Origin of the sequence: Streptomyces sp. NPDC088810 (assembly GCF_044750305.1) — a bacterium.
GTDB lineage: Bacteria > Actinomycetota > Actinomycetes > Streptomycetales > Streptomycetaceae > Streptomyces.
Map to the genome: position 1 here is coordinate 11,848 of NZ_JBIVJQ010000003.1, position 22,719 is coordinate 34,566.

Annotated in this window: 22 protein-coding genes; 9 read left to right on the forward strand and 13 right to left on the reverse strand. The window is 71.6% G+C overall.

Going from position 1 to position 22,719, the window contains the following annotated elements:
* Positions 1-74: 74 nt before the first annotated feature.
* Positions 75-2,960 (forward strand): aminomethyl-transferring glycine dehydrogenase, encoded by a 2,886-nt coding sequence (gcvP, locus tag ACIP4Y_RS10855; RefSeq protein ID WP_401390721.1) that lies wholly within the window; start codon positions 75-77, stop codon positions 2,958-2,960.
* Positions 2,961-3,014: 54 nt separating this feature from the next.
* Here gcvP and ACIP4Y_RS10860 read toward each other — a convergent pair whose 3' ends face one another.
* The 8 genes from ACIP4Y_RS10860 to ACIP4Y_RS10895 all read right to left on the reverse strand — a co-directional run bounded on the left by ACIP4Y_RS10860 (position 3,015) and on the right by ACIP4Y_RS10895 (position 10,250).
* Positions 3,015-3,434, reverse strand: a complete 420-nt coding sequence (locus ACIP4Y_RS10860) for a TOBE domain-containing protein (RefSeq protein WP_358646349.1) — start codon at positions 3,432-3,434, stop codon at positions 3,015-3,017.
* Positions 3,435-3,462: 28 nt separating this feature from the next.
* Positions 3,463-4,599 carry an ABC transporter ATP-binding protein gene (locus ACIP4Y_RS10865; protein ID WP_401390724.1) on the reverse strand — a complete coding sequence of 379 codons (1,137 nt, stop codon included), beginning with the start codon at positions 4,597-4,599 and terminating at the stop codon, positions 3,463-3,465.
* Positions 4,596-5,456, reverse strand: a complete 861-nt coding sequence (gene modB, locus ACIP4Y_RS10870) for a molybdate ABC transporter permease subunit (protein ID WP_401390727.1) — start codon at positions 5,454-5,456, stop codon at positions 4,596-4,598. The genes ACIP4Y_RS10865 and modB overlap by 4 nt, the downstream gene beginning before the upstream one ends.
* Entirely contained in the window at positions 5,453-6,265 is an 813-nt protein-coding gene (modA, locus tag ACIP4Y_RS10875; RefSeq protein ID WP_401392473.1) for a molybdate ABC transporter substrate-binding protein, read from the reverse strand. The genes modB and modA overlap by 4 nt, the downstream gene beginning before the upstream one ends.
* 184 nt (positions 6,266-6,449) lie before the next feature.
* Positions 6,450-6,845: a molybdopterin-binding protein gene (locus tag ACIP4Y_RS10880; protein WP_401390730.1), complete on the reverse strand. Its 396-nt coding sequence runs from the start codon at positions 6,843-6,845 to the stop codon at positions 6,450-6,452.
* 44 nt (positions 6,846-6,889) lie between these two features.
* The gene (locus ACIP4Y_RS10885) at positions 6,890-8,848 is read right to left on the reverse strand and encodes an amino acid transporter (RefSeq protein ID WP_401390733.1); all 1,959 of its coding nucleotides are present in this window, start codon (positions 8,846-8,848) and stop codon (positions 6,890-6,892) included.
* Positions 8,849-9,090: 242 nt separating this feature from the next.
* Positions 9,091-9,648, reverse strand: coding sequence for a hypothetical protein (locus tag ACIP4Y_RS10890; protein WP_401390736.1), 558 nt, complete (start codon positions 9,646-9,648; stop codon positions 9,091-9,093).
* Positions 9,649-9,719: 71 nt separating this feature from the next.
* Entirely contained in the window at positions 9,720-10,250 is a 531-nt protein-coding gene (locus tag ACIP4Y_RS10895) for a universal stress protein (protein WP_401390738.1), read from the reverse strand.
* Positions 10,251-10,625: 375 nt separating this feature from the next.
* Between ACIP4Y_RS10895 and ACIP4Y_RS10900 the strand changes: the two genes are divergently transcribed.
* Genes ACIP4Y_RS10900 through ACIP4Y_RS10915 form a run of 4 tightly spaced genes read left to right on the forward strand, consistent with a single transcriptional unit; the run spans position 10,626 to position 14,837 of the window.
* On the forward strand, positions 10,626-11,921 hold the full coding sequence (locus ACIP4Y_RS10900) for an extracellular solute-binding protein (RefSeq protein ID WP_401390741.1): 1,296 nt from the start codon (positions 10,626-10,628) through the stop codon (positions 11,919-11,921).
* 6 nt (positions 11,922-11,927) lie between these two features.
* Positions 11,928-12,926 (forward strand): carbohydrate ABC transporter permease, encoded by a 999-nt coding sequence (locus ACIP4Y_RS10905; protein WP_401390744.1) that lies wholly within the window; start codon positions 11,928-11,930, stop codon positions 12,924-12,926.
* Positions 12,923-13,756 (forward strand): carbohydrate ABC transporter permease, encoded by an 834-nt coding sequence (locus tag ACIP4Y_RS10910; protein WP_358646334.1) that lies wholly within the window; start codon positions 12,923-12,925, stop codon positions 13,754-13,756. Before ACIP4Y_RS10905 ends, ACIP4Y_RS10910 begins: the two co-directional genes overlap by 4 nt.
* Before the next feature lie 37 nt (positions 13,757-13,793).
* On the forward strand, positions 13,794-14,837 hold the full coding sequence (locus tag ACIP4Y_RS10915) for an endo-1,4-beta-xylanase (RefSeq protein ID WP_401390748.1): 1,044 nt from the start codon (positions 13,794-13,796) through the stop codon (positions 14,835-14,837).
* 92 nt (positions 14,838-14,929) lie between these two features.
* On the opposite strand, the gene ACIP4Y_RS10920 is transcribed toward ACIP4Y_RS10915, so the two are convergent.
* Positions 14,930-15,136 carry a DUF5999 family protein gene (locus ACIP4Y_RS10920; protein ID WP_358646330.1) on the reverse strand — a complete coding sequence of 69 codons (207 nt, stop codon included), beginning with the start codon at positions 15,134-15,136 and terminating at the stop codon, positions 14,930-14,932.
* 307 nt (positions 15,137-15,443) lie between these two features.
* Positions 15,444-16,043 carry a hypothetical protein gene (locus tag ACIP4Y_RS10925; protein ID WP_401390752.1) on the reverse strand — a complete coding sequence of 200 codons (600 nt, stop codon included), beginning with the start codon at positions 16,041-16,043 and terminating at the stop codon, positions 15,444-15,446.
* Positions 16,044-16,614: 571 nt separating this feature from the next.
* On the opposite strand from ACIP4Y_RS10925, the gene ACIP4Y_RS10930 reads away from it, so the two are divergent.
* Positions 16,615-18,132 carry a glutamate--cysteine ligase gene (locus tag ACIP4Y_RS10930; protein WP_401390755.1) on the forward strand — a complete coding sequence of 506 codons (1,518 nt, stop codon included), beginning with the start codon at positions 16,615-16,617 and terminating at the stop codon, positions 18,130-18,132.
* Between the two features lie 687 nt (positions 18,133-18,819).
* Entirely contained in the window at positions 18,820-19,620 is an 801-nt protein-coding gene (locus tag ACIP4Y_RS10935) for a CPBP family intramembrane glutamic endopeptidase (RefSeq protein WP_401392476.1), read from the forward strand.
* A gap of 8 nt (positions 19,621-19,628) precedes the next feature.
* On the opposite strand, the gene ACIP4Y_RS10940 is transcribed toward ACIP4Y_RS10935, so the two are convergent.
* Positions 19,629-20,441 carry a PhzF family phenazine biosynthesis protein gene (locus ACIP4Y_RS10940; protein ID WP_401390758.1) on the reverse strand — a complete coding sequence of 271 codons (813 nt, stop codon included), beginning with the start codon at positions 20,439-20,441 and terminating at the stop codon, positions 19,629-19,631.
* 45 nt (positions 20,442-20,486) lie between these two features.
* On the reverse strand, positions 20,487-20,924 hold the full coding sequence (locus ACIP4Y_RS10945; protein WP_401390761.1) for a hypothetical protein: 438 nt from the start codon (positions 20,922-20,924) through the stop codon (positions 20,487-20,489).
* A gap of 92 nt (positions 20,925-21,016) precedes the next feature.
* On the opposite strand from ACIP4Y_RS10945, the gene ACIP4Y_RS10950 reads away from it, so the two are divergent.
* Together ACIP4Y_RS10950 and ACIP4Y_RS10955 are read left to right on the forward strand one after the other, a co-directional pair.
* Positions 21,017-21,382, forward strand: a complete 366-nt coding sequence (locus ACIP4Y_RS10950; RefSeq protein ID WP_401390764.1) for a MerR family transcriptional regulator — start codon at positions 21,017-21,019, stop codon at positions 21,380-21,382.
* Positions 21,383-21,505: 123 nt separating this feature from the next.
* Complete coding sequence (locus ACIP4Y_RS10955) at positions 21,506-22,132, forward strand: PadR family transcriptional regulator (RefSeq protein ID WP_401390767.1); 627 nt, start codon at positions 21,506-21,508, stop codon at positions 22,130-22,132.
* Between the two features lie 81 nt (positions 22,133-22,213).
* On the opposite strand, the gene ACIP4Y_RS10960 is transcribed toward ACIP4Y_RS10955, so the two are convergent.
* Positions 22,214-22,642, reverse strand: coding sequence for an SRPBCC family protein (locus tag ACIP4Y_RS10960; RefSeq protein WP_401390770.1), 429 nt, complete (start codon positions 22,640-22,642; stop codon positions 22,214-22,216).
* Between the last annotated feature and the right edge of the window lie 77 nt (positions 22,643-22,719).

Genomic DNA, 22,719 nt, shown 5'->3' on the forward strand with positions numbered 1-22,719 from the left:
CAGAGGGGGAGGCCGTCGGGGTATCCGTACCGGGGTGCCCCTCGAAGGTCGCGTCAGACCAGGAGGCCTCCGCAATGACCGCCCATCGCATTCCGCTCTCCGAGCTCGAAGCGGGCATTCCGTTCGAGCAGCGCCACATCGGACCCGACCAGGAGGCGCGGGCCAAGATGCTCGCGCAGGTCGGATACGGCTCGCTCGACGAGCTGACCGCCGCCGCCGTCCCGGACGTGATCAAGAACGCCGATGCCCTGGACCTCCCGGGCGCACGCACCGAGGCCGAGGTGCTCGCCGAACTGCGCTCGCTCGCCGACCGCAACCAGGTGCTGGGCTCCATGATCGGGCTCGGGTACTACGGCACGTTCACCCCGCCCGTCATCCTGCGCAACGTCATGGAGAACCCGGCCTGGTACACGGCCTACACGCCGTACCAGCCGGAGATCTCCCAGGGGCGGCTCGAGGCCCTGCTGAACTTCCAGACCGTGGTCGCCGAGCTCACCGGGCTGCCCACCTCCGGCGCCTCCCTCCTGGACGAGGGCACGGCCGCGGCCGAGGCCATGGCGCTGTCCCGGCGGATGGGCAAGAACAAGAAGGGCCTGTTCCTGGTCGACGCGGACGCGCTGCCGCAGACCATCGCCGTGATCGAGACCCGTGCCGAGCCGACCGGCGTCGAGGTGGTCGTCGCCGACCTCGGCGACGGCATCCCCGCGGACATCGCCGAGCGCGAGATCAACGGCGTGCTGATCCAGTACCCGGGCGCCTCCGGTGCCGTACGCGACATCAAGCCCGTCATCGACCAGGCGCACGAGCTGGGTGCCCTCGTCACCGTCGCCGCCGACCTGCTGGCGCTGACCCTGCTCACCTCGCCGGGCGAGCTGGGCGCGGACATCGCGGTCGGCACCACCCAGCGCTTCGGTGTGCCGATGGGCTTCGGCGGTCCGCACGCCGGCTACATGGCCGTACACGAGAAGTTCGCCCGCAGCCTGCCCGGGCGCCTGGTGGGCGTCTCCGTGGACGCCGACGGGAACAAGGCCTACCGGCTCGCGCTGCAGACCCGTGAGCAGCACATCCGCCGCGAGAAGGCCACCAGCAACATCTGCACCGCACAGGTGCTGCTCGCCGTGATGGCCGGCATGTACGCCGTCTACCACGGGCCGGACGGGCTCAGGACCATCGCCCGGCGGACGCACCGGTACGCAACGATCCTCGCCGAGGGTCTGAAGGCCGGCGGCGTGGAGATCGTCCACGGCGCCTACTTCGACACCGTCACCGCGCGGGTGCCCGGCAAGGCCGCCGAGGTCGTCGCCGCCGCGCGGGAGAACGGGGTCAACCTGCGGCTCGTCGACGCCGACCACGTCTCGGCGGCCTGCGACGAGACCACCAACCGGGCCCAGCTGGCCGCCGTCTTCGCCGCCTTCGGCGTGGAGGGCGACATCGAGGCGCTCGACGCGGGTGCCGAGGACACCCTGCCCGAGGCGATGCTGCGCACCGACGCCTACCTGACCCACCCGGTCTTCCACCAGTACCGCTCCGAGACCGCCATGCTGCGCTACCTGCGCAAGCTGGCCGACCGCGACTACGCGCTCGACCGCGGCATGATCCCGCTGGGCTCGTGCACCATGAAGCTCAACGCGACCACGGAGATGGAGCCGGTCACCTGGCCCGAGTTCGGGCAGCTGCACCCGTTCGCGCCAGCCGAGCAGGCGCAGGGCTACCTCACGCTCATCCGCGAGCTGGAGGGACGTCTCGCCGAGGTCACCGGCTACGACAAGGTCTCGCTCCAGCCGAACGCCGGTTCGCAGGGCGAGCTGGCCGGTCTGCTCGCCGTACGCGGCTACCACCGGGCCAACGGCGACGAGCGGCGCACGGTCTGCCTCATCCCGTCCTCCGCGCACGGCACCAACGCGGCCAGCGCCGTGATGGCGGGCATGAAGGTCGTCGTCGTGAAGACCGCCGAGGACGGCGAGATCGACGTCGAGGACCTGCGCGCCAAGATCGAGCAGTACCGCGACGAGCTGGCGGTGCTGATGATCACCTACCCGTCGACGCACGGTGTGTTCGAGGAGCACGTCGCCGACATCTGCGCCCAGGTGCACGAGGCCGGCGGCCAGGTGTACGTCGACGGCGCCAACCTCAACGCCCTGGTGGGCCTCGCCAAGCCGGGCCACTTCGGCGGTGACGTCTCCCACCTGAACCTGCACAAGACGTTCTGCATCCCGCACGGCGGCGGCGGTCCGGGCGTCGGCCCGGTCGCGGTCCGCTCTCACCTGGCGCCGTACCTGCCGAACCACCCGCTCCAGCCGGAGGCCGGCCCGGAGACCGGCGTGGGCCCCATCTCGGCGGCTCCGTGGGGCAGCGCGGGCATCCTGCCGATCTCGTGGGCGTACGTCCGCCTGATGGGCGGCGAGGGCCTGAAGCGGGCCACTCAGGTGGCCGTGCTCTCCGCCAACTACATCGCCAAGCGCCTGGAGCCGCACTACCCGGTCCTCTACACCGGCCCCGGCAACCTGGTCGCGCACGAGTGCATCATCGACCTGCGCCCGCTGACGAAGGCGACCGGCGTGACCGTGGACGACGTGGCCAAGCGCCTGATCGACTACGGCTTCCACGCGCCGACCATGTCGTTCCCGGTGGCCGGCACGCTGATGATCGAGCCGACCGAGTCGGAGGACATCACCGAGCTGGACCGTTTCTGCGATGCGATGATCGCCATCCGCGCGGAGATCGAGAAGGTCGGCTCCGGCCAGTGGCCCGCCGAGGACAACCCGCTGCGGAACGCCCCGCACACCGCCGCCGCGCTCGGCGGTGAGTGGACGCACGCCTACAGCCGCGACGAGGCCGTCTTCCCGGCCGGTGTCTCGGCCGCCGACAAGTACTGGCCGCCGGTGCGCCGGATCGACCAGGCCTTCGGCGACCGCAACCTGGTGTGCTCCTGCCCGCCGCTGGACGCGTACGAGGACTGAGCGAGCGGCGGCTCTCGGGGCCCCGTCCGGTTTCCGGGCGGGGCCCTCGCCGTGTCAGGCCGTCGCCAGGGACACCTCGGTCGCCTTGATGAGAGCGACCACGTCGGAGCCCACGAACAGGCCGAGGTCGGTGGCGGCGTCCTTGGTGATGGCAGCGGTCAGTTCGCCGCCGGGGACGGAGATCCTCACGGAGGCCATCGCGGCGCCGGTGGTGAGGCCGATGACCGCCCCGGGGAGCTGGTTGCGGATCGACAGACCCTCGACGCGGTGGGTGGCGAGGGAGACCTCGGTCGACTTCACCAGGGCCCGTACGGGCGAGCCGGGAGCGAGGGCGAGGTCCTCGGCGGACTCCTTGGTGATGGCCGCGGTGATGTCCTGCCCACCGTCCAGGCGTAGCTTGACGGTGGCCATGGCCTCGCCCGGCTGGATCGCGGTGACCGTGCCGGGGAGCTGGTTGCGGATGCTGAGGGTCATGGGCACTCACGGTAGAGCGCCCGCCCGGTCAGGCCGGGTATGCGTGTGTCTGCGCCGCTTTGACCGTCGCCCAGACGGATGTGCCGGGGTGCAGGTCGAGGTCGGCGGCGGCGAGCGTCGTGAGGTCGGCGGCGAGGGGGAGTTCCCCGCTGAGGTCGGCGCGGATCTGGTCGCCGTGCGTCTCCAGTCCGGCCACCTCGCAGCGCCACAGGTTGCGGGCGCTGGCGCCGGAGGGGCGGTCCCGGAACAGGGTCACGGCGGACGGCGGGAACGCCACGAAGACCGGGCCGGACAGCTCCTCCGTGGTCGTGATCGCGGGACCGGCGTCCAGCCGTACGGTGTGCCCCGCGGCCTGTCCGCGGTACAGGTTGAGACCGACGAGCTGGGCGATGTAGTCCGTGCGCGGGTGGCGGGCGATGTCGGCGGGGGTGCCCTCCTGGACGACCCGGCCGTGCTCCACGACCACCAGCCGGTCCGCCAGCACCATGGCGTCCAGCGGGTCGTGGGTGACCAGTACGGAGACGGCCTCGAACTCGGCCAGGTGGCGGCGGAGCTGGGCGCGGACCTCCAGGCGGGTACGGGCGTCCAGGGCCGCGAGCGGCTCGTCCAGGAGGAGCAGCCGGGGCTGGGTGGCCAGGGCGCGGGCGAGGGCCACGCGCTGGGCCTGGCCGCCGGAGAGGCGGCGCGGCTTGGCGGCCGCGTGCGGTGTGAGGCCCATGCGCTCCAGCCAGGCCGCCGCCTGGGCACGGGCCTCGGCCTTGCTCGTGCCCCGGCAGCGGGGGCCGAACGCGACGTTGTCCAGGGCGGACAGGTGCGGGAAGAGCAGGTAGTCCTGGAAGACCACGCCGACCGGGCGCGACTCCGGAGGTGTGTCCTCCAGCGGGGTGCCGTCCAGGCGGAGGTGGCCGTCCGTGAGGGGGGTGAGGCCGGCGAGGGCGCGCAGGGCGGTGGTCTTGCCGGCGCCGTTGGGACCGAGCAGGGCGAGTACGTCGCCGGGGGCGGCGGTGAGGGTGACGTCCAGGCGGAAGCCGGGGCGGTCCACCACGAGGTGGGCGTGCAGGCCGGTGGGTTCGCGGGCGTCGCCGGGTGCGGGTGGCCCGGGTGGGGGCTGAGCGGCGTCGGCGGGTGCGGCTGCCTCGTGTGTGGGTTCGGCGTGGTTCGTCATGAGGGTGTCACCCACCGGTCCCTGAGGCCTGCCAGGACCGTGATCGAGACGGCCAGGAGGACCAGGCTGAGGGAGATGGCGGCCTCGGGGTCGTTCTGGAGGGCGAGGTAGACGGCGAGGGGCATGGTCTGGGTGCGGCCGGGGAAGTTGCCCGCGAACGTGATCGTCGCGCCGAACTCGCCGAGCGCCCGGGCCCAGGCCAGCACCGCGCCGGCCGCGATGCCCGGTGCGATCAGCGGCAGCGTGACCCGGCGGAACGCGGTGAAGCGGGACGCGCCGAGGGTGGTCGCCGCCTCCTCGTAGCGCGGGTCGGCCGCGCGCAGGGTGCCCTCGACGCTGATGACCAGGAACGGCATCGCGACGAACGCCTCCGCGATCACGACCCCGGTGGTGGTGAACGGCAGGGTGATTCCGAACCAGGAGTCCAGCCACCGGCCGATCACGCCGTTGCGGCCGAGGGCCAGCAGCAGGGCCACACCGCCGACGACCGGGGGCAGGACGAGGGGCAGGGTCACCAGGGCCCGTACGAGCCCACGCCCGGGGAACTCCGTACGGGCCAGCAGCCAGGCGAGCGGCACGCCCAGTACGAGGCTCACGGCCGTCGCCGCGGTGGCGCTGACCAGGGACAGCTGGAGCGCCTGCCACACCTCGGTGCTGGTCAGCTGGTCCGGCAGGCTGCGCCAGGGCGCGCGGACCAGCAGCGCGAGCAGCGGCAGCAGCAGGAACGCCAGGGCCAGCACGCCCGGCAGCAGCAGTGGCAACGGCACCCCGCGTCGGCCCCCCGCGCCGCCACGGCGGCGCCGCGGCCGGCCCGTACGGGGGGCGGTCGCGGCGCCGGGTTCGTCGAGCGAGGTCACGGCTTGAGGAACCCGGCCTCGCTCAGCACCCGCTGACCCTCGGCGGACCGCACGAGGGCGATGAACGCCTTGGCGGTCTCGGCGTTCGGCGCGTTCTTCAGCAGGGCGATCGGGTAGTCGTTGACCGCGTGGGCGGACTCGGGGAACTCCACGCCCTCCACCTTGTCACCCGCGGCCTTCACATCGGTCTTGTAGACCACCGCAGCGTCGGCCTCCTTCAGCTCCACCTTGGTCAGGGCGCCCTTGACGTCCTGCTCGTAGGAGACCGGGGTGAGCTTCAGCTTGGCGGCGTCCAGGGCCTTCCGGGCGGCGGCGCCGCAGGGCACGGTCCTGTCGCACAGGACGACCTTGAGACCGGACTCGGTGAGGTCCTTCAGGGAGGACACCTTGTGCGGGTTGCCCGGCACGGTGGCGATCTCCAGCTGGTTGCGGGCGAAGGCGGCCGGGGTGCCGGCCGTGTCCTTCTTGTCCGTGACGAGCGCCATGGTCTTCGGGCTGGCCGCGGCGAACACGTCGGCCGGGGCACCGCCGGTGATGCTCGCGGCGAGGCTGTCGCTGCCGCCGAAGTTGAAGCTGACCTCCGTGCCCGGGTGGTCCTGCTCGAACTTCTTGCCGAGGGTCGTGAAGCTCTCCTTCAGGGAGGCCGCCGCGAACACGGTGACCGTGCCGGAGAGCTTCGAGGAAGCCGACGTGCCGGAGGTGCCGGGGGAGTCCGACGAGGAGGAGCAGGCGCCGAGGGCCATCAGGGCGGCGGCTCCCGCACCGGCCAGCTGCCACGTCCGCCGGGTCCGGCGCACGGAACGAATCATCACGGAGCTACTCCTCGGGTTGTGTCACACACACGTCACGCCCTGCGGCGATGATACTGCCGCATCTGCGAGGCATAAGTCCCTTGTCGTATCGCATGAGCTGCGCACCTGCGACTTGTAGCTTGCATGTGCGTTGTGTGACGCTCCGAGGGTCCGGGCGCAGGCCGTGTCCGTGGGGCCCGGGTCAGGCGCGGTCGATGTGTACGTTCGTGGACTTCACGCGGGCGGTGGCCTCCATGCCGACCTCCAGGCCCAGTTCCTCCACGGCTTCCCGGGTCAGCAGCGAGACGAGCCGGTGCGGGCCGGCCTGGATCTCCACCTGGGCGGCGACGTCGCCGAGCTTGATCGCGGTGACGATGCCGGGGAAGGCGTTGCGGACGGAGGTGTGCGAGGCGTCCTCCTCGGCACCGCCCCCCTTGGCCAGTTCGACGGAGAACGCGGCGAGGTCCCTGCCGTCGACGAGCCGCCGCCCGGACTCGTCGCGGTGGGTGGCCACCCGGCCGGCGTCGGCCCAGCGGCGGGCGGTGTCCGGGCTGACGCCGAGCAGCCGCGCGGCCTGGCCGATCGTGTAGGACTGCATGCCGGTCACGATAGGGCCAGGCGCGGGGATTCGTGGACGTGGGGTCAGCCCGTGTGGACCCGGGGCCGGAGGGCCGGGTCGGGTTCCGCCTCGCGGAGCACCTCACGGGTGACCGGTGCGACCTCGCCCTGGCCGAAGAGGAAGAAGCGGAGGAAGTTCGCGAACGGATTGCCCTCGGTCCACTCGAAGTAGATGTGGGGGGTGCAGCCCGTGAGGTCACGGACGTGCAGCAGCAGGGCGGCCAGGGCGTTCGGGATGGAGGCGGACTCCAGCGTCAGCACCCGGTAGCGGCCGTGCAGCACCTCGCCGCGGACGGTCAGGCTCGCCTCGAACTCGGACGGGTCGGTGACCGTGACCTCGAGGAAGATGAAGTCCTCCTGGTCGGGCATGTCGTTGTCGGTGCGGATCTGCTCTACCTTGTCGCGGTACTCGGCGTTGTCGCGCCGGTCCGGCTCGTTGGCGATGAACCGAAGCCTGCGGCTGGCCATGTCCCGGACGAATCGTTCCGCCATGGGGTCGAGCGACACACTGGTCACCCGCAGCTCGAAGGCACGGGCCAGCCGGGACAGCAGCGAGACCAGCATGATGCCCGCGATGAAGCAGGCACCGATCTTCACACCGTCCGGGCGCTCGATGACGTTCACGACGGTGGTGTAGAGGAACACCGCCGAGATCACCGCGAACACGATGGTCCAGCCGCGCTGCCCCGCCTTGTGCGCGGCGATGGTCACCGCGATCGCGGCCGAGCTGATCAGCACCAGCACACCGGTGGCGTAGGCGCCGCCCTGCTTGTCCACGTCGGCGTCGAAGATCCAGGTCACCAGGAAGGCGATCAGTGTGAAGACGATGACCATCGGGCGCACCGCCCGGGCCCAGTGGGGGGCCATGCCGTAGCGGGGCAGGTAGCGCGGCATCAGGTTGAGCAGGCCGGCCATGGCGGAGGCGCCGGCGAACCACAGGATGGCGATGGTCGAGACGTCGTACACCGTGCCGAAGGCGTTGCCCAGGTACTCGTGCGCGAGGTAGGCGAGCGCGCGGCCGTTGGCCTGGCCGCCCGTCCGGAACTCCTTCTCCGGGATCAGCAGCGTGGTGATGAAGCTGGTGGCGATCAGGAAGCAGCTCATGATGAGCGCGGCGGTGGTCAGGAGCTTCTTGGTGTCCCGGATCCGGCCCGCGGGCCGCTGTTCGGTGTCGCCCGGGTCGCCCTGCACGTGCGGCATGACGGCGACACCGGTCTCGAAGCCGGACAGGCCCAGGGCGAGCTTCGGGAAGACGATGAGCGCCACGCCGATCATCAAGAAGACGTTCCCGTGCTGCGCGGTCAGCGCGGTGCTCCAGTCGGTGATCACGTGCCCGGCGGTGATGACGTGCCACAGGCCGGTGATCACGACGACGACGTTGAGGGCGAGGTACACGCCCACGAGGGCGACCGCGACCCCGATGGCCTCCAGGAAGCCCTTGAGGAAGACCGCGCCGAGCAGCGCCACGAGGAACAGCGTGATCAGCATCTGCTTGCCGTCCAGGGCTTCCGTCAGATGCGGGTTCTCCACCAGGTGGGTGGAGGCGTCGGCGGCGGAGAGCGTGATGGTGATCAGGAAGTCGGTCGCCGCGAAGCCCAGCAGGGTGAGGACGAAGAGCTTGCCCTGCCAGAACGACAACAGGCGTTCCAGCATCGCGATCGAGCCCTCGCCGTGCGGGCTCTCCTCGGCCACCCGGCGGTAGACCGGCAGGGCGCCGGCCAGGGTGACGACGACGAGCACGATGGTCGCCACCGGGGAGAGCAGGCCGGCCGCCAGGGCCGCGATGCCGGGCTGGTAGCCGAGGGTGGAGAAGTAGTCGACACCGGTCAGGCACATCACCCGCCACCAGCGCTGTCCCTGGTGCGGGGCCTCCGGCTCGGCGTGTGGTCCCGGGTGGCCACCGTCCTTGCCCATGTCGGACAGTCCCTCCAGCATCCAGGCGCGCAGGCGGCTGGTACTGGGAGGGCGCTCGGTCGTGGCCATCGGCGTGCTCCTGATGTGCGGCTCAGCTGTTCTCGGCCATCACGCGGACGGCGGCACCAGCGTAAGCAGAGCGTGACGCCTGGGCCTATGGATCAGGGCTCGGGCGGCCGTCAAGCTTGCGTTAAGAATGGCCTGCGAGAGGGGCTACCGCATCAAGAAGGGGAGGCCGGGGCGGGTCTGACCGGGGTGGGGGCGGGCGGGTGACCCCCAAAGGGAGCCGGCCGGGCGGCGGCCACCGAGCGTCACTCCAGGCCGGACGCCCGGAACACGTCCCGGGCCGTCTCGCGGTCCACGCGGCGGGCCAGGCGGTGCAGGGCGGCCGTGCCGCACAGCAGGGTGCCGGCCGCCTCCGAGGCGCGGGCGCCCTCGTCGAACCGGTACCACAGCTCCGGGTTTCGGACGAGGACCTCGGGGTCGATCTCGACCCGGTTGCCGAGAGTGTCGTGCAGCACCAGGCGCCGGGTGACGCCGTCCAGCGGGCTCACGGCCGCCAGCAGATCGGTGCGGACGCGGCGGGTGCGCAGCAGCCGGCGGCTTGCCAGCCAGCCCGGGCCGGCCGATACGCGCACCGGGAACAGGACGAGGAGCAGCAGCAGGGCCAGCAGGAGCCACAAGGCGGCGCGTCCCCAGGTCAGCGAGCCGCCCGCCCGGTCCACACACAGCAACAGCGCGAACAGCGCCCCGGCACACCGGCCGGCACTGCGCACCTCCCCGGCCCAGCTCCGGTCGTACCCGACGGCCTCGGCGCCGGACGGGTGCGCGCCGGCCGGCCGGGGGTGGATGCCGTCGCGGTGCTCCATGAGAACGACGGTAGACCGCCGGGGGCCGGGCGCGCCTGTGGCGGGGCGGCTGTGGCCTTGCGCCGCTAGGTTCACAACCCCCGTGTGTCGAGCCGTAGATGCCAGGTGTTGCGGCGGTGGACGGAGAGCAGCTCGGATTCCAGGGGGGACGGCGGGACCGCCAGGACCGGGCAGCGGGCATGGGACACGCAGTGGCGGGAGACGCGGGCCGCGAAGGGGCGTTGCAGGCCGCGTCGGCCCGAGCCGACGACCAGTACGTCGGTCTCGCGGTCGGCGGTCGCCACCAGGGCCGGGCCCGGGGCGCCGCGGACGACGACGGCGTGCATCGGTACGCCGGGACTCTCCGCGCCGAAGATCTCGTAGAGGACCGAGGCCAGCCGCTGCTTGGCCAGGCGCTGCCATTCCTCGAGCAGCGGGCCGGCGGCGGGGGCGCGGCGTGCGGCGGGGTCACCGCCCGGTGGCTCCCAGGCCAGCACCGGCCACAGCTCGGCTCCCAGCCGCCGGGCCAGCGCGGTGGCCCGGCGCAGGGCCGTGACGCTGTTCAGGGAGCCGCTCACACCGACCACCACTCGCGCGACCGCCGAGGCGTCGTTACCGGACATGACTCCACCGTTCCGGGCATGGTCTCGCTCCCTTCCATCCCACTCCCGCGCCGGCGATTCGACCAGCCGGAGGACCCGATCCTTCCCGCCGGGTCCCGTCGAGCCGTCCGAGTGCGGCGCCGCGAACGAAACATTCGGCCCTCCCGATGGCCGCGCCGCTTCCGGCGAGTTCGGCCGTGCGCTCGTCACCTCGTGCACGACACCTTGACGCTCCCCACCTGCCTTCCTAGAGTCGCCGTTCGGAACGTTCGGGAAATCGCCCGAATGTTTCGGCCCGCCGGTGGCCGACGAGCGCGTCGGCGGCTCTCGGTGGCGCCCGATTCTCTCAGTCGGGACCCTCTCCGAAGCAACTCGAAAGTTTCGAAGGAGCGCATGATGGGCGACCCTGCACTGTCCCGCCGCGGTTTCCTGGCGGCCTCCGTCGGCGCCGGCCTCGGTGTGACCGCACTCAGCGGCTGCGGCGGCGACTCGGACGGAGGGTCGTCCTCGGGGACGACCACGGTCGAGTGGTGGAACATCTCGACCACGGAGCCCACCAAGACCGTGTGGGCGGCGCTGGCCAGGAAGTTCGAGGCCGACAACCCCAAGGTCAAGATAAAGATCGTCCAACTGGAGAACGACGCCTACAAGTCGAAGATGACCGCGCTGACCGCCTCCGGGAAGCTGCCGGACATCTTCCACACCTGGGGCGGCGGCGTGCTGCGGCAGCAGGTCGACGCGGGACTGGTCGAGGACCTCACGGACCGCACCAAGCCCTGGGCCGACGGTCTGCTGCCGGTGGCGAAGGAGCCGTACCTCCTGGACGGCAAGGCGTACGGCATCCCGTTCGACATCGGCATGATCGGCTTCTGGTACAACAAGGCGCTCTTCAAGAAGGCCGGGATCAGCACACCCCCGACCACCTGGAGCGGTTTCCTGGACGCCGTACGGAAGCTGAAGGCCGCCGGCGTCACGCCGCTCGCCCTGGCGGGCAAGGAGAAGTGGCCCGGCATGTACTACTGGGCGTACCTGGCGATGCGCACCGCCGGTGTCGACGCGCTCCGTAAGGCCGGCGAGAGCAAGGACTTCACCGGCGCCGGCTTCGTGCAGGCCGGACAGCACCTGAAGGAGCTGGTGGACCTCCAGCCGTTCCAGAAGGGCTTCCTCGGCGCCGCGTACTCCACCCCGACCGGCCAGGCCGCCAGCGTCGGCAACGGCAAGGCGGCGATGGAACTGATGGGCCAGTGGGCCCCGGTCGTGGAGGCCGACGCCGGCAAGGGCCTCGGCGCGAACCTGGGCTTCTTCCCGTTCCCCGAGGTCGAGGGCGGCAACGGCAAGATCACCGAGGTGTTCGGCGGAGGCGGCGGCCACGCCCTGCGCCGGGGAGCCCCGCAGGCCGCCGTCGACTTCCTGGAGTTCTTCGCCTCCCGGACCACCGACCGGGAACTGGTGAAGAAGACCGGGGTGCTGCCGGTCGTCCCGGCCGCCGAGTCCGCGCTCACCGACCCCAACCTCAAGGCCGTACAAGCCCAGTTGAAGGCCGCCACCGGCTTCCAGCTCTACCTCGACCAGGCCTACGCGCCCGCCGTCGGCCAGGAGGTCAACGACAGTGTGGCCGCGCTCATCGCCGGCTCCAAGTCGGCCGAGCAGGTCGCACAGTCGATCACCAGGACCGCCAAGGAAGAGCAGTAGCCGGCGATGACCTCCACCTTCCTCCCGGACAAGCGGAGCGGTCCCCCCGCGGGCCCCCCGCTCCCGGCCGCCGGCGCGGACCGCACCCGGACCCGGCGGCGCACGCTGAACTGGCTCACCGCGGTCGGCTTCCAGCTGCCCGCGCTGGTGCTGTTCATCGGGCTGGTGCTGCTGCCGATGCTGTTCGCGCTGTACGCCGCCTTCTTCCGCTGGGGCGGCTTCGGCATGCCCTCCGACTACGTCGGCGGGGACAACTTCACCCGCCTCTTCCAGGACGACGTCTTCCTCGGCGACCTGTGGCGCTGCCTGGTGCTGGTGGTGCTCTCGCTCGTGCTCCAGCTGCCGTTCGCGCTGGCCATGGCGGTGCTGCTCAACCAGCGGCTGCGCGGCCGGGCCGTGTACCGAATGCTGTTCTTCGCGCCGTACGTGCTGTCCGAGGCCATCACCGGCGTGCTGTTCAGCATGGTCTTCGCCCCGGACGACGGACTCGCCGACCATGTCCTGGGCGCCGTCGGACTGGACGGCCTGGGCGGCGAGTGGTTCGCCGACCCCTCCTCCGTCATGGCCGCCCTCTTCCTCGTCATGACCTGGAAGTACTTCGGCTTCCACATGATGCTCTACCTGGCCGGACTCCAGTCGATCCCGGCCGAGTTGACGGAGGCGGCGCTGATCGACGGCGCCGGGCCCTGGCAGCGGTTCCGCAACGTCACCCTGCCGCTGCTCGCGCCCACCCTGCGCATCAGCGTCTTCCTGTCCGTGATCGGGGCGATCCAGCTGTTCGACCTGGTGTGGGTGATCACCCAGGGCGGCCCCGACCACCACTCCGAGACGATGGCCGTGACCATGTTCCAGTACGGCTTCAAGCGCTACCAGGTCGGCTACGCCAGCGCGATCAGCGTGGTCATGTTCGGCATCTGCCTCGTCTTCGCCCTCGCCTACCAGCGGTTCGTGCTCCGCCGCGACCTCGAAGGGGCCACCACGACGATGAGGGGAGACGGCACGTGACCCGCAGAACCAGGGGCGTGCGCACGCTGCCGCTGCACCTGATCCTTCTGGTGGTCGGCGCGGTGATGCTCGTACCGCTGCTGTACGCCGTCCTGTCCGGCTTCAAATCCACCGACGAGCTGTCCCGCAACCCGTTCGGACTGCCCGAACACTGGCTGACCGGCAACTACACCGACATCCTCGGCTCGGGCGGGTTCTGGCGGCTGGTCGGCAACAGCACGCTGATCGCGGTGGGCACGACCGTGCTCGTGGTCGCGGTGTCCGCGCTCGCGGCCTTCTCCTTCGCACGGTTCGCCTTCCGCGGGCGGGAGGTGCTGTTCACCGTCTTCACGATGGGGCTGATGTTCCCCTTCGCGGTCGCCGCCCTGCCGCTGTTCCTGCTGCTGCGCTCCCTGGGCCTGCTGGACAACCCGCTCGGTGTGATCCTCCCGCAGGCCGCGTTCGGACTGCCGATGACGATCATCATCCTGCGCGGTTTCTTCCGGCAGATCCCCGGCGAACTGGAGGAGGCCGCCACGCTCGACGGCTGCAGCGCCTTCGGGTTCTTCTGGCGGGTCCTGCTGCCCATGGCCCGGCCGGCGCTCGGTACCGTCTCGGTCCTCGCGGTGGTCACCAGCTGGAACAACTTCTTCCTGCCGCTGCTGGTGTTCACCGACAGCACCTGGTGGACCCTGCCCATCGGCGTCCAGCAGTTCCAGGGGCAGTACTCGGCGGAGTACGCACGGGTCTTCGCCTATCTCGTCCTCGCCATGGTCCCCGCCCTCGCCTTCTACTCGGTCGCCGAACGCCAGCTCGTCGGCGGTCTCACCACCGGCGCCACCAAGGGCTGAACCGCACCTTCCCCGATCCCCAGACAGGAGTCCCACCATGCGTCTGAGACTCGCCGGCGCCCTCGCGGCCGTCCTGGTCACCGCCGGCCTGGTCACCGGCCCGGCCGCGCAGGCCGCCCCGGACCCGGTACGCCGGCACACCCTCGCCGACCTCGCCGAGCGCCACGGCCGCTACTTCGGCAGCGCCACCGACAACCCCGAACTCACCGACACCGCCTACACCCGCATCCTCGGCAGCGAGTTCGACATGATCACGCCCGGCAACGGCATGAAGTGGTACGCCACCGAGCCGCAGCAGGGCGTCTTCGACTGGACCAACGGCGACCAGATCGTCGACCTGGCACGCAAGAACCACCAGAAGGTCCGCGCGCACACCCTCGTCTGGCACAGCCAGCTGCCCGACTGGCTCACCTCGAAGCAGTGGACGGCGAGCGAACTGCGGGCCGTGCTGAAGAAGCACATCACCACCGAGGTACGGCACTACCGGGGCAAGGTGTACTCCTGGGACGTCGTCAACGAGGCCTTCAACGAGGACGGCAGCTACCGCGACACCATCTGGTACAGGACCCTCGGCCCCGGCTACATCGCCGACGCGCTGCGCTGGGCCCACCAGGCCGACCCGCACGCCAAGCTGTACCTGAACGACTACAACATCGAGGCGACCGGCCCGAAGAGCGACGCCTACCACCGGCTGGCCGAGGACCTCCTGGCCCGGGGCGTGCCCCTCGACGGCATCGGCTTCCAGGCCCATCTGGCCCTCCAGTACGGCTATCCCGCCACCCTGGAGGACAACCTCCGCCGCTTCTCCCGGCTGGGCCTGGACACCGCGCTCACCGAGGTCGACGTGCGGATGCAGCTGCCCGCGACCGAGGAGAAGCTCGCCGAGCAGGCGACCTGGTACCGGGACCTCACCGCGGCCTGCCTGGCCGTACGCCGCTGCGTGGGCGTGACCATCTGGGACTACACGGACAAGTACTCCTGGATACCGGCGTTCTTCCCGGGTGAGGGCGCGGCCCTGCCGTGGGACGAGGAGCTGCGTCCCAAGCCCGCCTACCAGGCGCTGCGGGAAGCGCTGCGCTAGCACCCCGCTACCCTTCGCAGCCACCGCCGGACACACGTCGGGGCCGGTGCGCACCGAGTTCGTGCGGCCGGCCCCTCAGGTCACTGTGCCGCTCAGGCGGCGGTCATCACCTGATCCGCACCGAGCGGACGGTGCGGGGCGATGATGCGGCCGTCGGGCAGCAGCTCGCCGGTGTCCTCGAAGAGCAGGACGCCGTTGCACAGCAGGCTCCACCCCTGCTCCGGGTGGTGCGCCACGAGACGGGCGGACTCCCGGTCGGCGGATTCGGCTGGCGGGCACGACGGCTGGTGCTGGCACATGGGCGGGATCTTTCGCTCTGATGTGATCATGTCCGTCCCCCGTGGTGATGAGTCGGTCGGAGTCCAGTGTTGTCCTCTGGGCGTGTTTCCGCAGGGATTTCACGGCACCGCTTCTCACAGGTTCAGGACGCGTCACCCGCGCGGACGGTTCAGTCCAACTGCACGGTCTCTTCGGGTGGTTCGCAGTGACTCTTCGGGTGGTCCCCGGTGGCCGGATGGGACTAGTCCGGATGGCCCGGGGCGGAGAAGTCCCCGAGTACGGCCGTACCCCGCTTCCCTTCCGGGGAGCGGGGTACGCGTGCGGGGGTCAGGCGGGCGAGCCGAGCACCGGCGAGCCGAGCAGCGGGAGAGGAGTCGCCCGATGGGTCAGCACCGGAAGCAACTCGGCGACCCGGAACGGACGGTGCGCCGGGATGCCGGGCGGCGCCGGCGCCAGCGGGACGAGCAGATCGGTCGCGGCCGGATGGCCCTCGGTGCCGTCGCCGGAGCAGTCGCCGTGCAGCCACAGGGTGAGCATGTACAGACCGGGCACGGACAGCAGACGCGCCTGATACGGCTGTTGCAGCGCCTCGGCCTGTTGCAGGGCGCGCTCGGTGGAGGCGACGTAGGGGCCCTCGAAGAAATGGGAGAAGGCCCAGCCGTCGGGGGTGAGCATGGTCTCGGCCGCGGCCACCGCTCGGTCGCCGCACCGGATCAGGAAGCGCCAGCCGGCCAGCCGCGTCGCGGACAGGCCCTGCGCGGTGATCCGGTCCAGCACGTGCACGGGCAGCGGGAGTTCGGCGGTGGCGGGGCCCTGCGCGGCGCGCAGGGAGGGAGTGCGGGCCTCACGGACCGCGGTCGGGGAGCCGAGGGCGGTCAGGACGGAGCGCAGGGCAGGCGCGGGGGCAGGGGGTACGTGCAGCGGCATGTGGGTCGCCTCTCGTTCGACAGGCGCGGCGGCGCGAGGAGGGTGGGGCGGACGGCGCTGTCTGCTCAGGGGGAAGGCCGGAGAGGTGGGGGCCCGGTTCGGTGTGGAAGAGAGTGCGGCTCGGTCTGCCGCCCGTCAACCGGGACGGCAGTAACACCGCGGAAACCAGGACCGAGGGCGCCAACCTTCCGCCTTGTGGACGGAGTTTATACGACGCGTGTTCGGCCGGTGTTTCGGCTATCCGATTCCGTTCGGCCGGGCAAGGTGGAATTAAGGCGTCGTTTCGCGGAAATAATCCCGATTTCGGGACCGGGCCCTCGGCTCTGACCTCGCCATACGCGCCAGTAGCGGTCGGCCGAATGTCATCGGCGTTTTTCACGAGGCGTTCGGGGCACCCGGAGGTGCACCGTGCGGCATGCCCCGTGAATGTGCCGCCGGGAACATTCGTAAGAGTAGCGGGCGACGCGCCCGCGCGGGACGTTATCGATCGCTTCGGCTGGGCATCATCCCACCTGACCCGGGAGCCCGGCGGCCGGATCGTCGGCCCGCCCATCCGAGGAGGGATACTTCGATGGGGGAGAAGGTCGTGGCAGGGCAGTTCGACCTGTCCGATCGCCAGCGCTACCGAGAAAAGCTCCAGATGTGCCTGACGGGACTGGAGCGGCTGCTGCGCGAGAAGCGATTCGATCGCCCGAAGAACCTCATGGGAGTCGAGATCGAATTGAATCTCGCGGGGTCCGACGGTATGCCGAAAATGTTGAACGGGCAGGTACTGGAGCGCATCGCGAGCCGCGACTTCCAAACAGAACTCGCCATGTTCAACCTGGAAGTCAACATAGCCCCACACCGATTGGGCGGCCGGGTATTCGACCGGCTCGCCGAGGAACTGCGCACCTCGCTCGCCTACGCCGACCGCAAGGCCGGTGAGGTGGACGCGGGCATCGTGATGATCGGCATCCTGCCCACCCTCGACCGGGACGACCTGGTGTCGTCCAACCTCTCCGAGGCCGACCGCTACACCCTGCTCAACGACCAGATCGTCGCCGCGCGCGGGGAGGACTTCCGGCTCGACATCGAGGGCGTTGAGCACCTCGTCTGCACCTCGAAGTCGATCGTGCCCGAGGCCGCGTGCACCTCCGTACAGCTGCACCTGCAGGTCACGCCGGGCCGGTTCGCCGACGTGTGGAACGCGGCCCAGGCGGCCTCCGCCGCGCAGATCGCCGTCGGCGCGAACTCACCGTTCCTCTTCGGGCACGAGCTGTGGCGCGAGTCCCGGCCCCCGCTGTTCCTCCAGTCCACCGACACCCGGCCGCCCGAGCTGCAGGCACAGGGCGTCCGGCCGCGCACCTGGTTCGGCGAGCGGTGGATCTCCTCCGCGTACGACCTGTTCGAGGAGAACCTGCGCTACTTCCCGGCCCTGCTGCCGATCTGCGACGACGAGGAGCCGCTGGAGGTCGTCGAGGCCGGCGGGGTGCCCACGCTCGCCGAACTCGTCCTGCACAACGGCACCATCTACCGCTGGAACCGGCCGGTGTACGGCATCGCGGACGGTGTCCCGCACCTCAGGGTGGAGAACCGGGTGCTGCCGGCCGGGCCGACCATCACCGACGTGATCGCGAACGCGGCCTTCTACTACGGCCTCGTCCGCGCCCTCGCCGAGGAGCCCCGGCCGGTGTGGACGCGGCTGCCGTTCGCCGCGGCCGAGGCGAACTTCGACGCGGCCTGCCGGTACGGCATCGACGCCCGCTTCGTCTGGCCCCGGCGGGGACGGTACGGCGGCACGGGGGAGGTCGACGCGGTCACGCTGGTCCGCGACGAGCTGCTGCCGCTCGCGGCGGCCGGGCTCGACGCGTGGGGCGTGGAGGCCGCCGACCGGGACCTCTACCTGGGCGTGATCGAGGAGCGCTGCCGGCGCCGGGTGAACGGGGCGTCCTGGCAGGCGGCCACCTTCCACCGGGCGCTGGAGCAGGGCCTGTCCCGCGAGGCGGCCCTGGCGGCGACCACGCGTCGGTACGCCGAGCTGATGCACGTGGGGGAGCCGGTGCACACATGGCCGGTCGGACTGCCGGATCCGGTACCGCTGGGCTGACGCGGGCTCCAGCGGCTGAGCCGCGGGGCTGAGCATCGTACGGCCCACCGGCGCGGGCGTCCGGGTCAGCGCTGCCGCGGCGGAGGAGCGACGGGCCGGCGGGGACGCGGGGGCAGGCGGTGAGGCGGAGGAGCGACGGGCCGGCGGGGACGCGGGGGGTCGGCGGACGAGCAACGGGCTGGCGGAGAGAAGGGGCCGGACGGCGAGCAACGGGCCGGCGGAGAGAAGGGGCCGACGGGCGACCGACCGGCCGGTGGAGAGAAGAGGTCGGCGGACGCGCAACGGGCCGGCGAGGACGCGTGGGATCGGCGGGCGGGCAACGGGCCGGCGGAGAGAAGGGGCCGGACGGCGAGCAACGGGCTGGCGGAGAGAAGAGGTCGGACGGCGAGCAACGGGCTGGCGGAGAGAAGGGGCCGACGGGCGACCGACGGGCCGGTGGAGAGAAGAGGTCGGCGGGCGGGCAACGGGCCGGCGAGGACGCGTGGGATCGGCGGGCGGGCAACGGGCCGGCGGACGAGCAACAGGCCGGCGAAGAGAAGAGGCCGGCGGACGAGTAATGGGCCGGGGGGCCGGCGGAGAGGAGGGGGCGCGGGAGACGGGGGACCGGTCCGCGGCTCGTGCGGCTCTGTCTGCGATCCTTGCCAGGCGAAGGTGGGCCAGGGGCCCGTGAGCCGGCTGGAGGCAGGGGTGCAGGTGGAGGCTGACTCGGTGGCCGATTCCTCGGCGCGGGAACGCGACCCGCGGCGGATCCTGCGGGACGAGACGCTGCTCGTCCTCGCGCTCTCGCTCGGGGCGAGCGGGGTGTCCGCGCTGATCAGCTTCATCGGCTCGGTCACCAAGCCGGGCGGTCTCAAGGACCAGGCGGCCACCCTGAACGCCTCGGCCGCCCCGGGCCGCCCCTGGCTGGATCTGGCCTGGCAGCTGTTCGGCATCGCCACCGCGCTGGTCCCCGTCGCCCTCGTCGCCCACCTGCTGCTGCGCGAGGGCGGGAGCCTGCGCACCCTCGGCTTCGACCGCACCCGGCCCTGGCCCGACCTGGCCCGGGGCGCCGGCGTCGCGGCCGTGATCGGCAGCACCGGCATCGCCTTCTACCTCGCCGCCCGCGGCCTCGGCTTCAACCTCACCGTCGTCCCCGAGGCGCTGCCGGACGTGTGGTGGAAGTACCCGGTGCTGATCCTGTCCGCGCTGCAGAACGCGATCCTCGAAGAGGTGATCGTCGTCGGCTACCTGCTGCGCAGGCTGGGCCAGTTGGGCTGGACCCCGGGGACCGCGCTGGTGGCCGGCGCGGTCCTGCGGGGGTCGTACCACCTTTACCAGGGCGTCGGCGGCTTCCTCGGCAACATGGTGATGGGCGTGGTGTTCGTGTACCTCTACCGCCGCTGGGGCCGGGTCGGGCCGCTGGTCGTCGCGCACTCCCTGCTCGACATCGGCGCCTTCGTCGGTTACGCCCTCATCGCCGGCAAGGTGGGCTGGCTGCCGACCGCCTGAGCGGCCTCTCAGGCGCGCAGTTCGCCCTCGATGACGGTCACCGCGCTGCCGGTGAGCAGGGTCCGCTCGCCCCGCAGCCGGGTGCGGACCACGCCGGTGCGGCGGGAGGCCTGGAGCCCGGTGAGGTCGTCGCGGCCGAGGCGGGCGGACCAGTGCGGGGCGAGCGCGGTGTGGGCGCTGCCGGTGACCGGGTCCTCGTCGATGCCGACGTTCGGGAAGAAGCCGCGGGAGACGAAGTCGTAGCCGCGGGCCGGGTCGTCGGCGCGGGCGGTGGCGATGACGCCGCGGGAGGAGTAGGCGCGCAGGGCCCGGAGGTCGGGGGAGAGTCCGAGGACGGTCTTCTCGTCGGCCAGCTCCACCAGCAGGTCGCCGACGTTCGGGCCGGTGTCGAAGACGGCGACCGGCGTCGCGCCCAGCGCCTCGGCGACCCCGGCGGGGGCCTCGACCGGGCTGAGCGGCGCGGTCGGGAAGTCGAGGGTGATCGAGCCGTCCGCGGCGGGCGTGGCGATCAGCACGCCGCTGCGGGTGGCGAACCGCACCGGGCCCTCGTGCGCGCCGGTGGTGTGCAGGACGTGGGCCGTGGCGAGGGTGGCGTGCCCGCACATCGCGACCTCGGCGACGGGCGTGAACCAGCGCAGGGCCCAGTCCGCCTCGCCGCCCCCGGGCAGCCGGTGCGCGAACGCCGTCTCGGCGTGGTTCACCTCCATGGCGACGTTCTGGAGCCAGTCGTCGTCCGGGAAGACGTCGTCCAGGAGCAGGACTCCGGCCGGGTTGCCGGTGAAGGGGCGGTCGGTGAAGGCGTCCACGATTCGAATGCGCATGGCGCCGACGCTAGCGGCTGCGGCGGCTCCCGGACCAAGGCCAATTCACGAGCGCCGGACTGATTCCCGCCCGGTCACGGCCGCCTGGGTCCGCAGCCACGGGGCGAGTTGGGCGATGCCGAACGACACCTCCACGACGAGGAAGGGCCACAGCACGGGCGGCCCGCCGTGTGCCAGCGCGTACGCCTGCCCCAGCGAGAAGAGCACGCGAGCGGCCCCGTCGAGGAGGCCGTGCAACGGAAGGGGCCGTACGACGCGCAGGACCGACCAGACCACCACGACCGAGCCCATCAGGTTGGCGTACAGGGTCTGCATCGGCGTGAGCGCGGGCATCGCGCCGAGGCCGGCGGCCTCGCCTCCGGCCGACAGGAGGCGGTGGACCAGCGCGTACGTCCAGGGCGTCGCGAAGCCGGCCGTGACGATCAGGTCGTACCAGCCGCTGGTCCGGACGATGCGCAGGTAGGCAGGGGCGGACGGGGTCATCGGGCCTCCTCGGGAACGGTTCGCTCGGGCGCCGCCCACGCTAGACAGCGGAGTACGCTCCAAGGTCAAGTCGGCCGAGCGGCGGGGGAGTCATGCGTATCGGAGAACTGGCCGCGCGCACCGGGGTGTCCAAGGACACGCTGCGCTTCTACGAGAAGATCGGCCTGATCGAGGGCGACCGGCTGTCCAACGGCTACCGTGACTTCCCGCCGGAGACGGTGACCTGGCTGGAGTACGTGCGCACCGCGCAGGCGCTCGGGTTCACCCTGGCCGAGATCGCCCGGCACGGCGCGGAACTGCGGGACGCGCCGGACAGCGCCGAGGCCCTGTCCGCCCTGTTCGAGGACAAGATCCGGATCGTCGACGCCCGCATGGCCGCGCTGGCGGCACTCCGCGCCGACCTCACCGCCCGCGTCGGCACCGGCTGCCCCCTGCGGGCGGCCGAGCGGACCGGCTGACGGCGCACTCCTCCCCGCCCGTGAAGGGGATTGTCATGCGATGGATCCCGATATATCGTTGAGGCATCGCGAACGATACGCGATACGCACATGACAGATCAGCGATGGAATGGAGTGATCGCGATGCGTACCCACGGATTCGAGCGTGGACATCGGCACGAGGGCCCCGGCCGGCGGGGCATGGGCGGCTTCGAGGGGCGGCGGGCCGCGTTCGGGCCCTTCGGGCCGGGCGGCCCGGGGTTCGGACCCGGCGGGCCCGGCTTCGGGCCGGGGCCCTGGGGGCCGCGCGGCCGGGGCGGTCCGCGAGGACGGGCACGGCGAGGTGACGTACGCGCCTCGATCCTGGCCCTGCTCAAGGAGCGGCCCATGCACGGCTACGAGATGATCCAGGAGATCGCCGAGCGCAGCGGCGGCGCCTGGAAGCCGAGCCCCGGCTCGGTCTACCCGACTCTCCAACTGCTGGAGGACGAGGGGCTGATCGCCAGTGAGAGCGAGGGCGGCAAGAAGCTGTTCTCCCTCACCGAGGGCGGACGCGCCGCCGCCGAGGAGGGTGCCGACGCCCCCTGGGAGGAGGCCTCGCGCGGAGTCGACTGGGAGGCCCTCACCGAGATCCGCCAGGCCGGCTTCGGTCTGATGGAGGCCTTCGGCCAGGTCTGGAAGACCGGCAGCAAGGAACAGCGGGAGAAGGCGCTGGCCGTCATCAACGACGCCCGCAAGAAGCTGTACCTCATCCTCGCCGACGAGCACTGAGCCGTAGGCGGGTGCCGTCCCTCGTACGACGGCCCGGGCGCCCCGCGTGACCACCGCGCGGGGCGCCCGCGCGTGTCCGGCTCAGGTCACCAGTCCGCCCAGCTTGCGCAGCGACTCGTTCAGCGCGGCCGTCGCCGAGTCCTTCAGCCTGCCCGCCATCAGCGACACCGCCGCGCCGGTGAACTCGCCGTCGATCCGGACCGTCGTGGCGTTCCCGTCCGGGGTCAGCGTGTAGCGGGTGGCGACGGTCACCGCCATCGGGCCCTTGCCGCGGATGGCGAACACCCGGGCCGGCTCCAGCTCCTCGATGGTCCAGTCGACCTCCGCCGGAAAGCCCATCAGCTTCATGTTCTCCTGGAACGTCCCGCCCACGGCCAGCGCCTCGGGGCCGCCCTGGGGAAAGCTGGTGTGCGTCGCGTTCCACGCCCCGTACGACGGCCAGTCGGTGAGTTGCGCCCACACCTTCTCGGCCGGTGCCTGGATGCGTGCCTCCGCGCTGACTTCGGCCATGCGACCACCCCTCCGGATCGGGCGTACCGGGCTACGGTGTCGCGGAACGTAGCCGCAGGGGCGCGAACATTCAATAC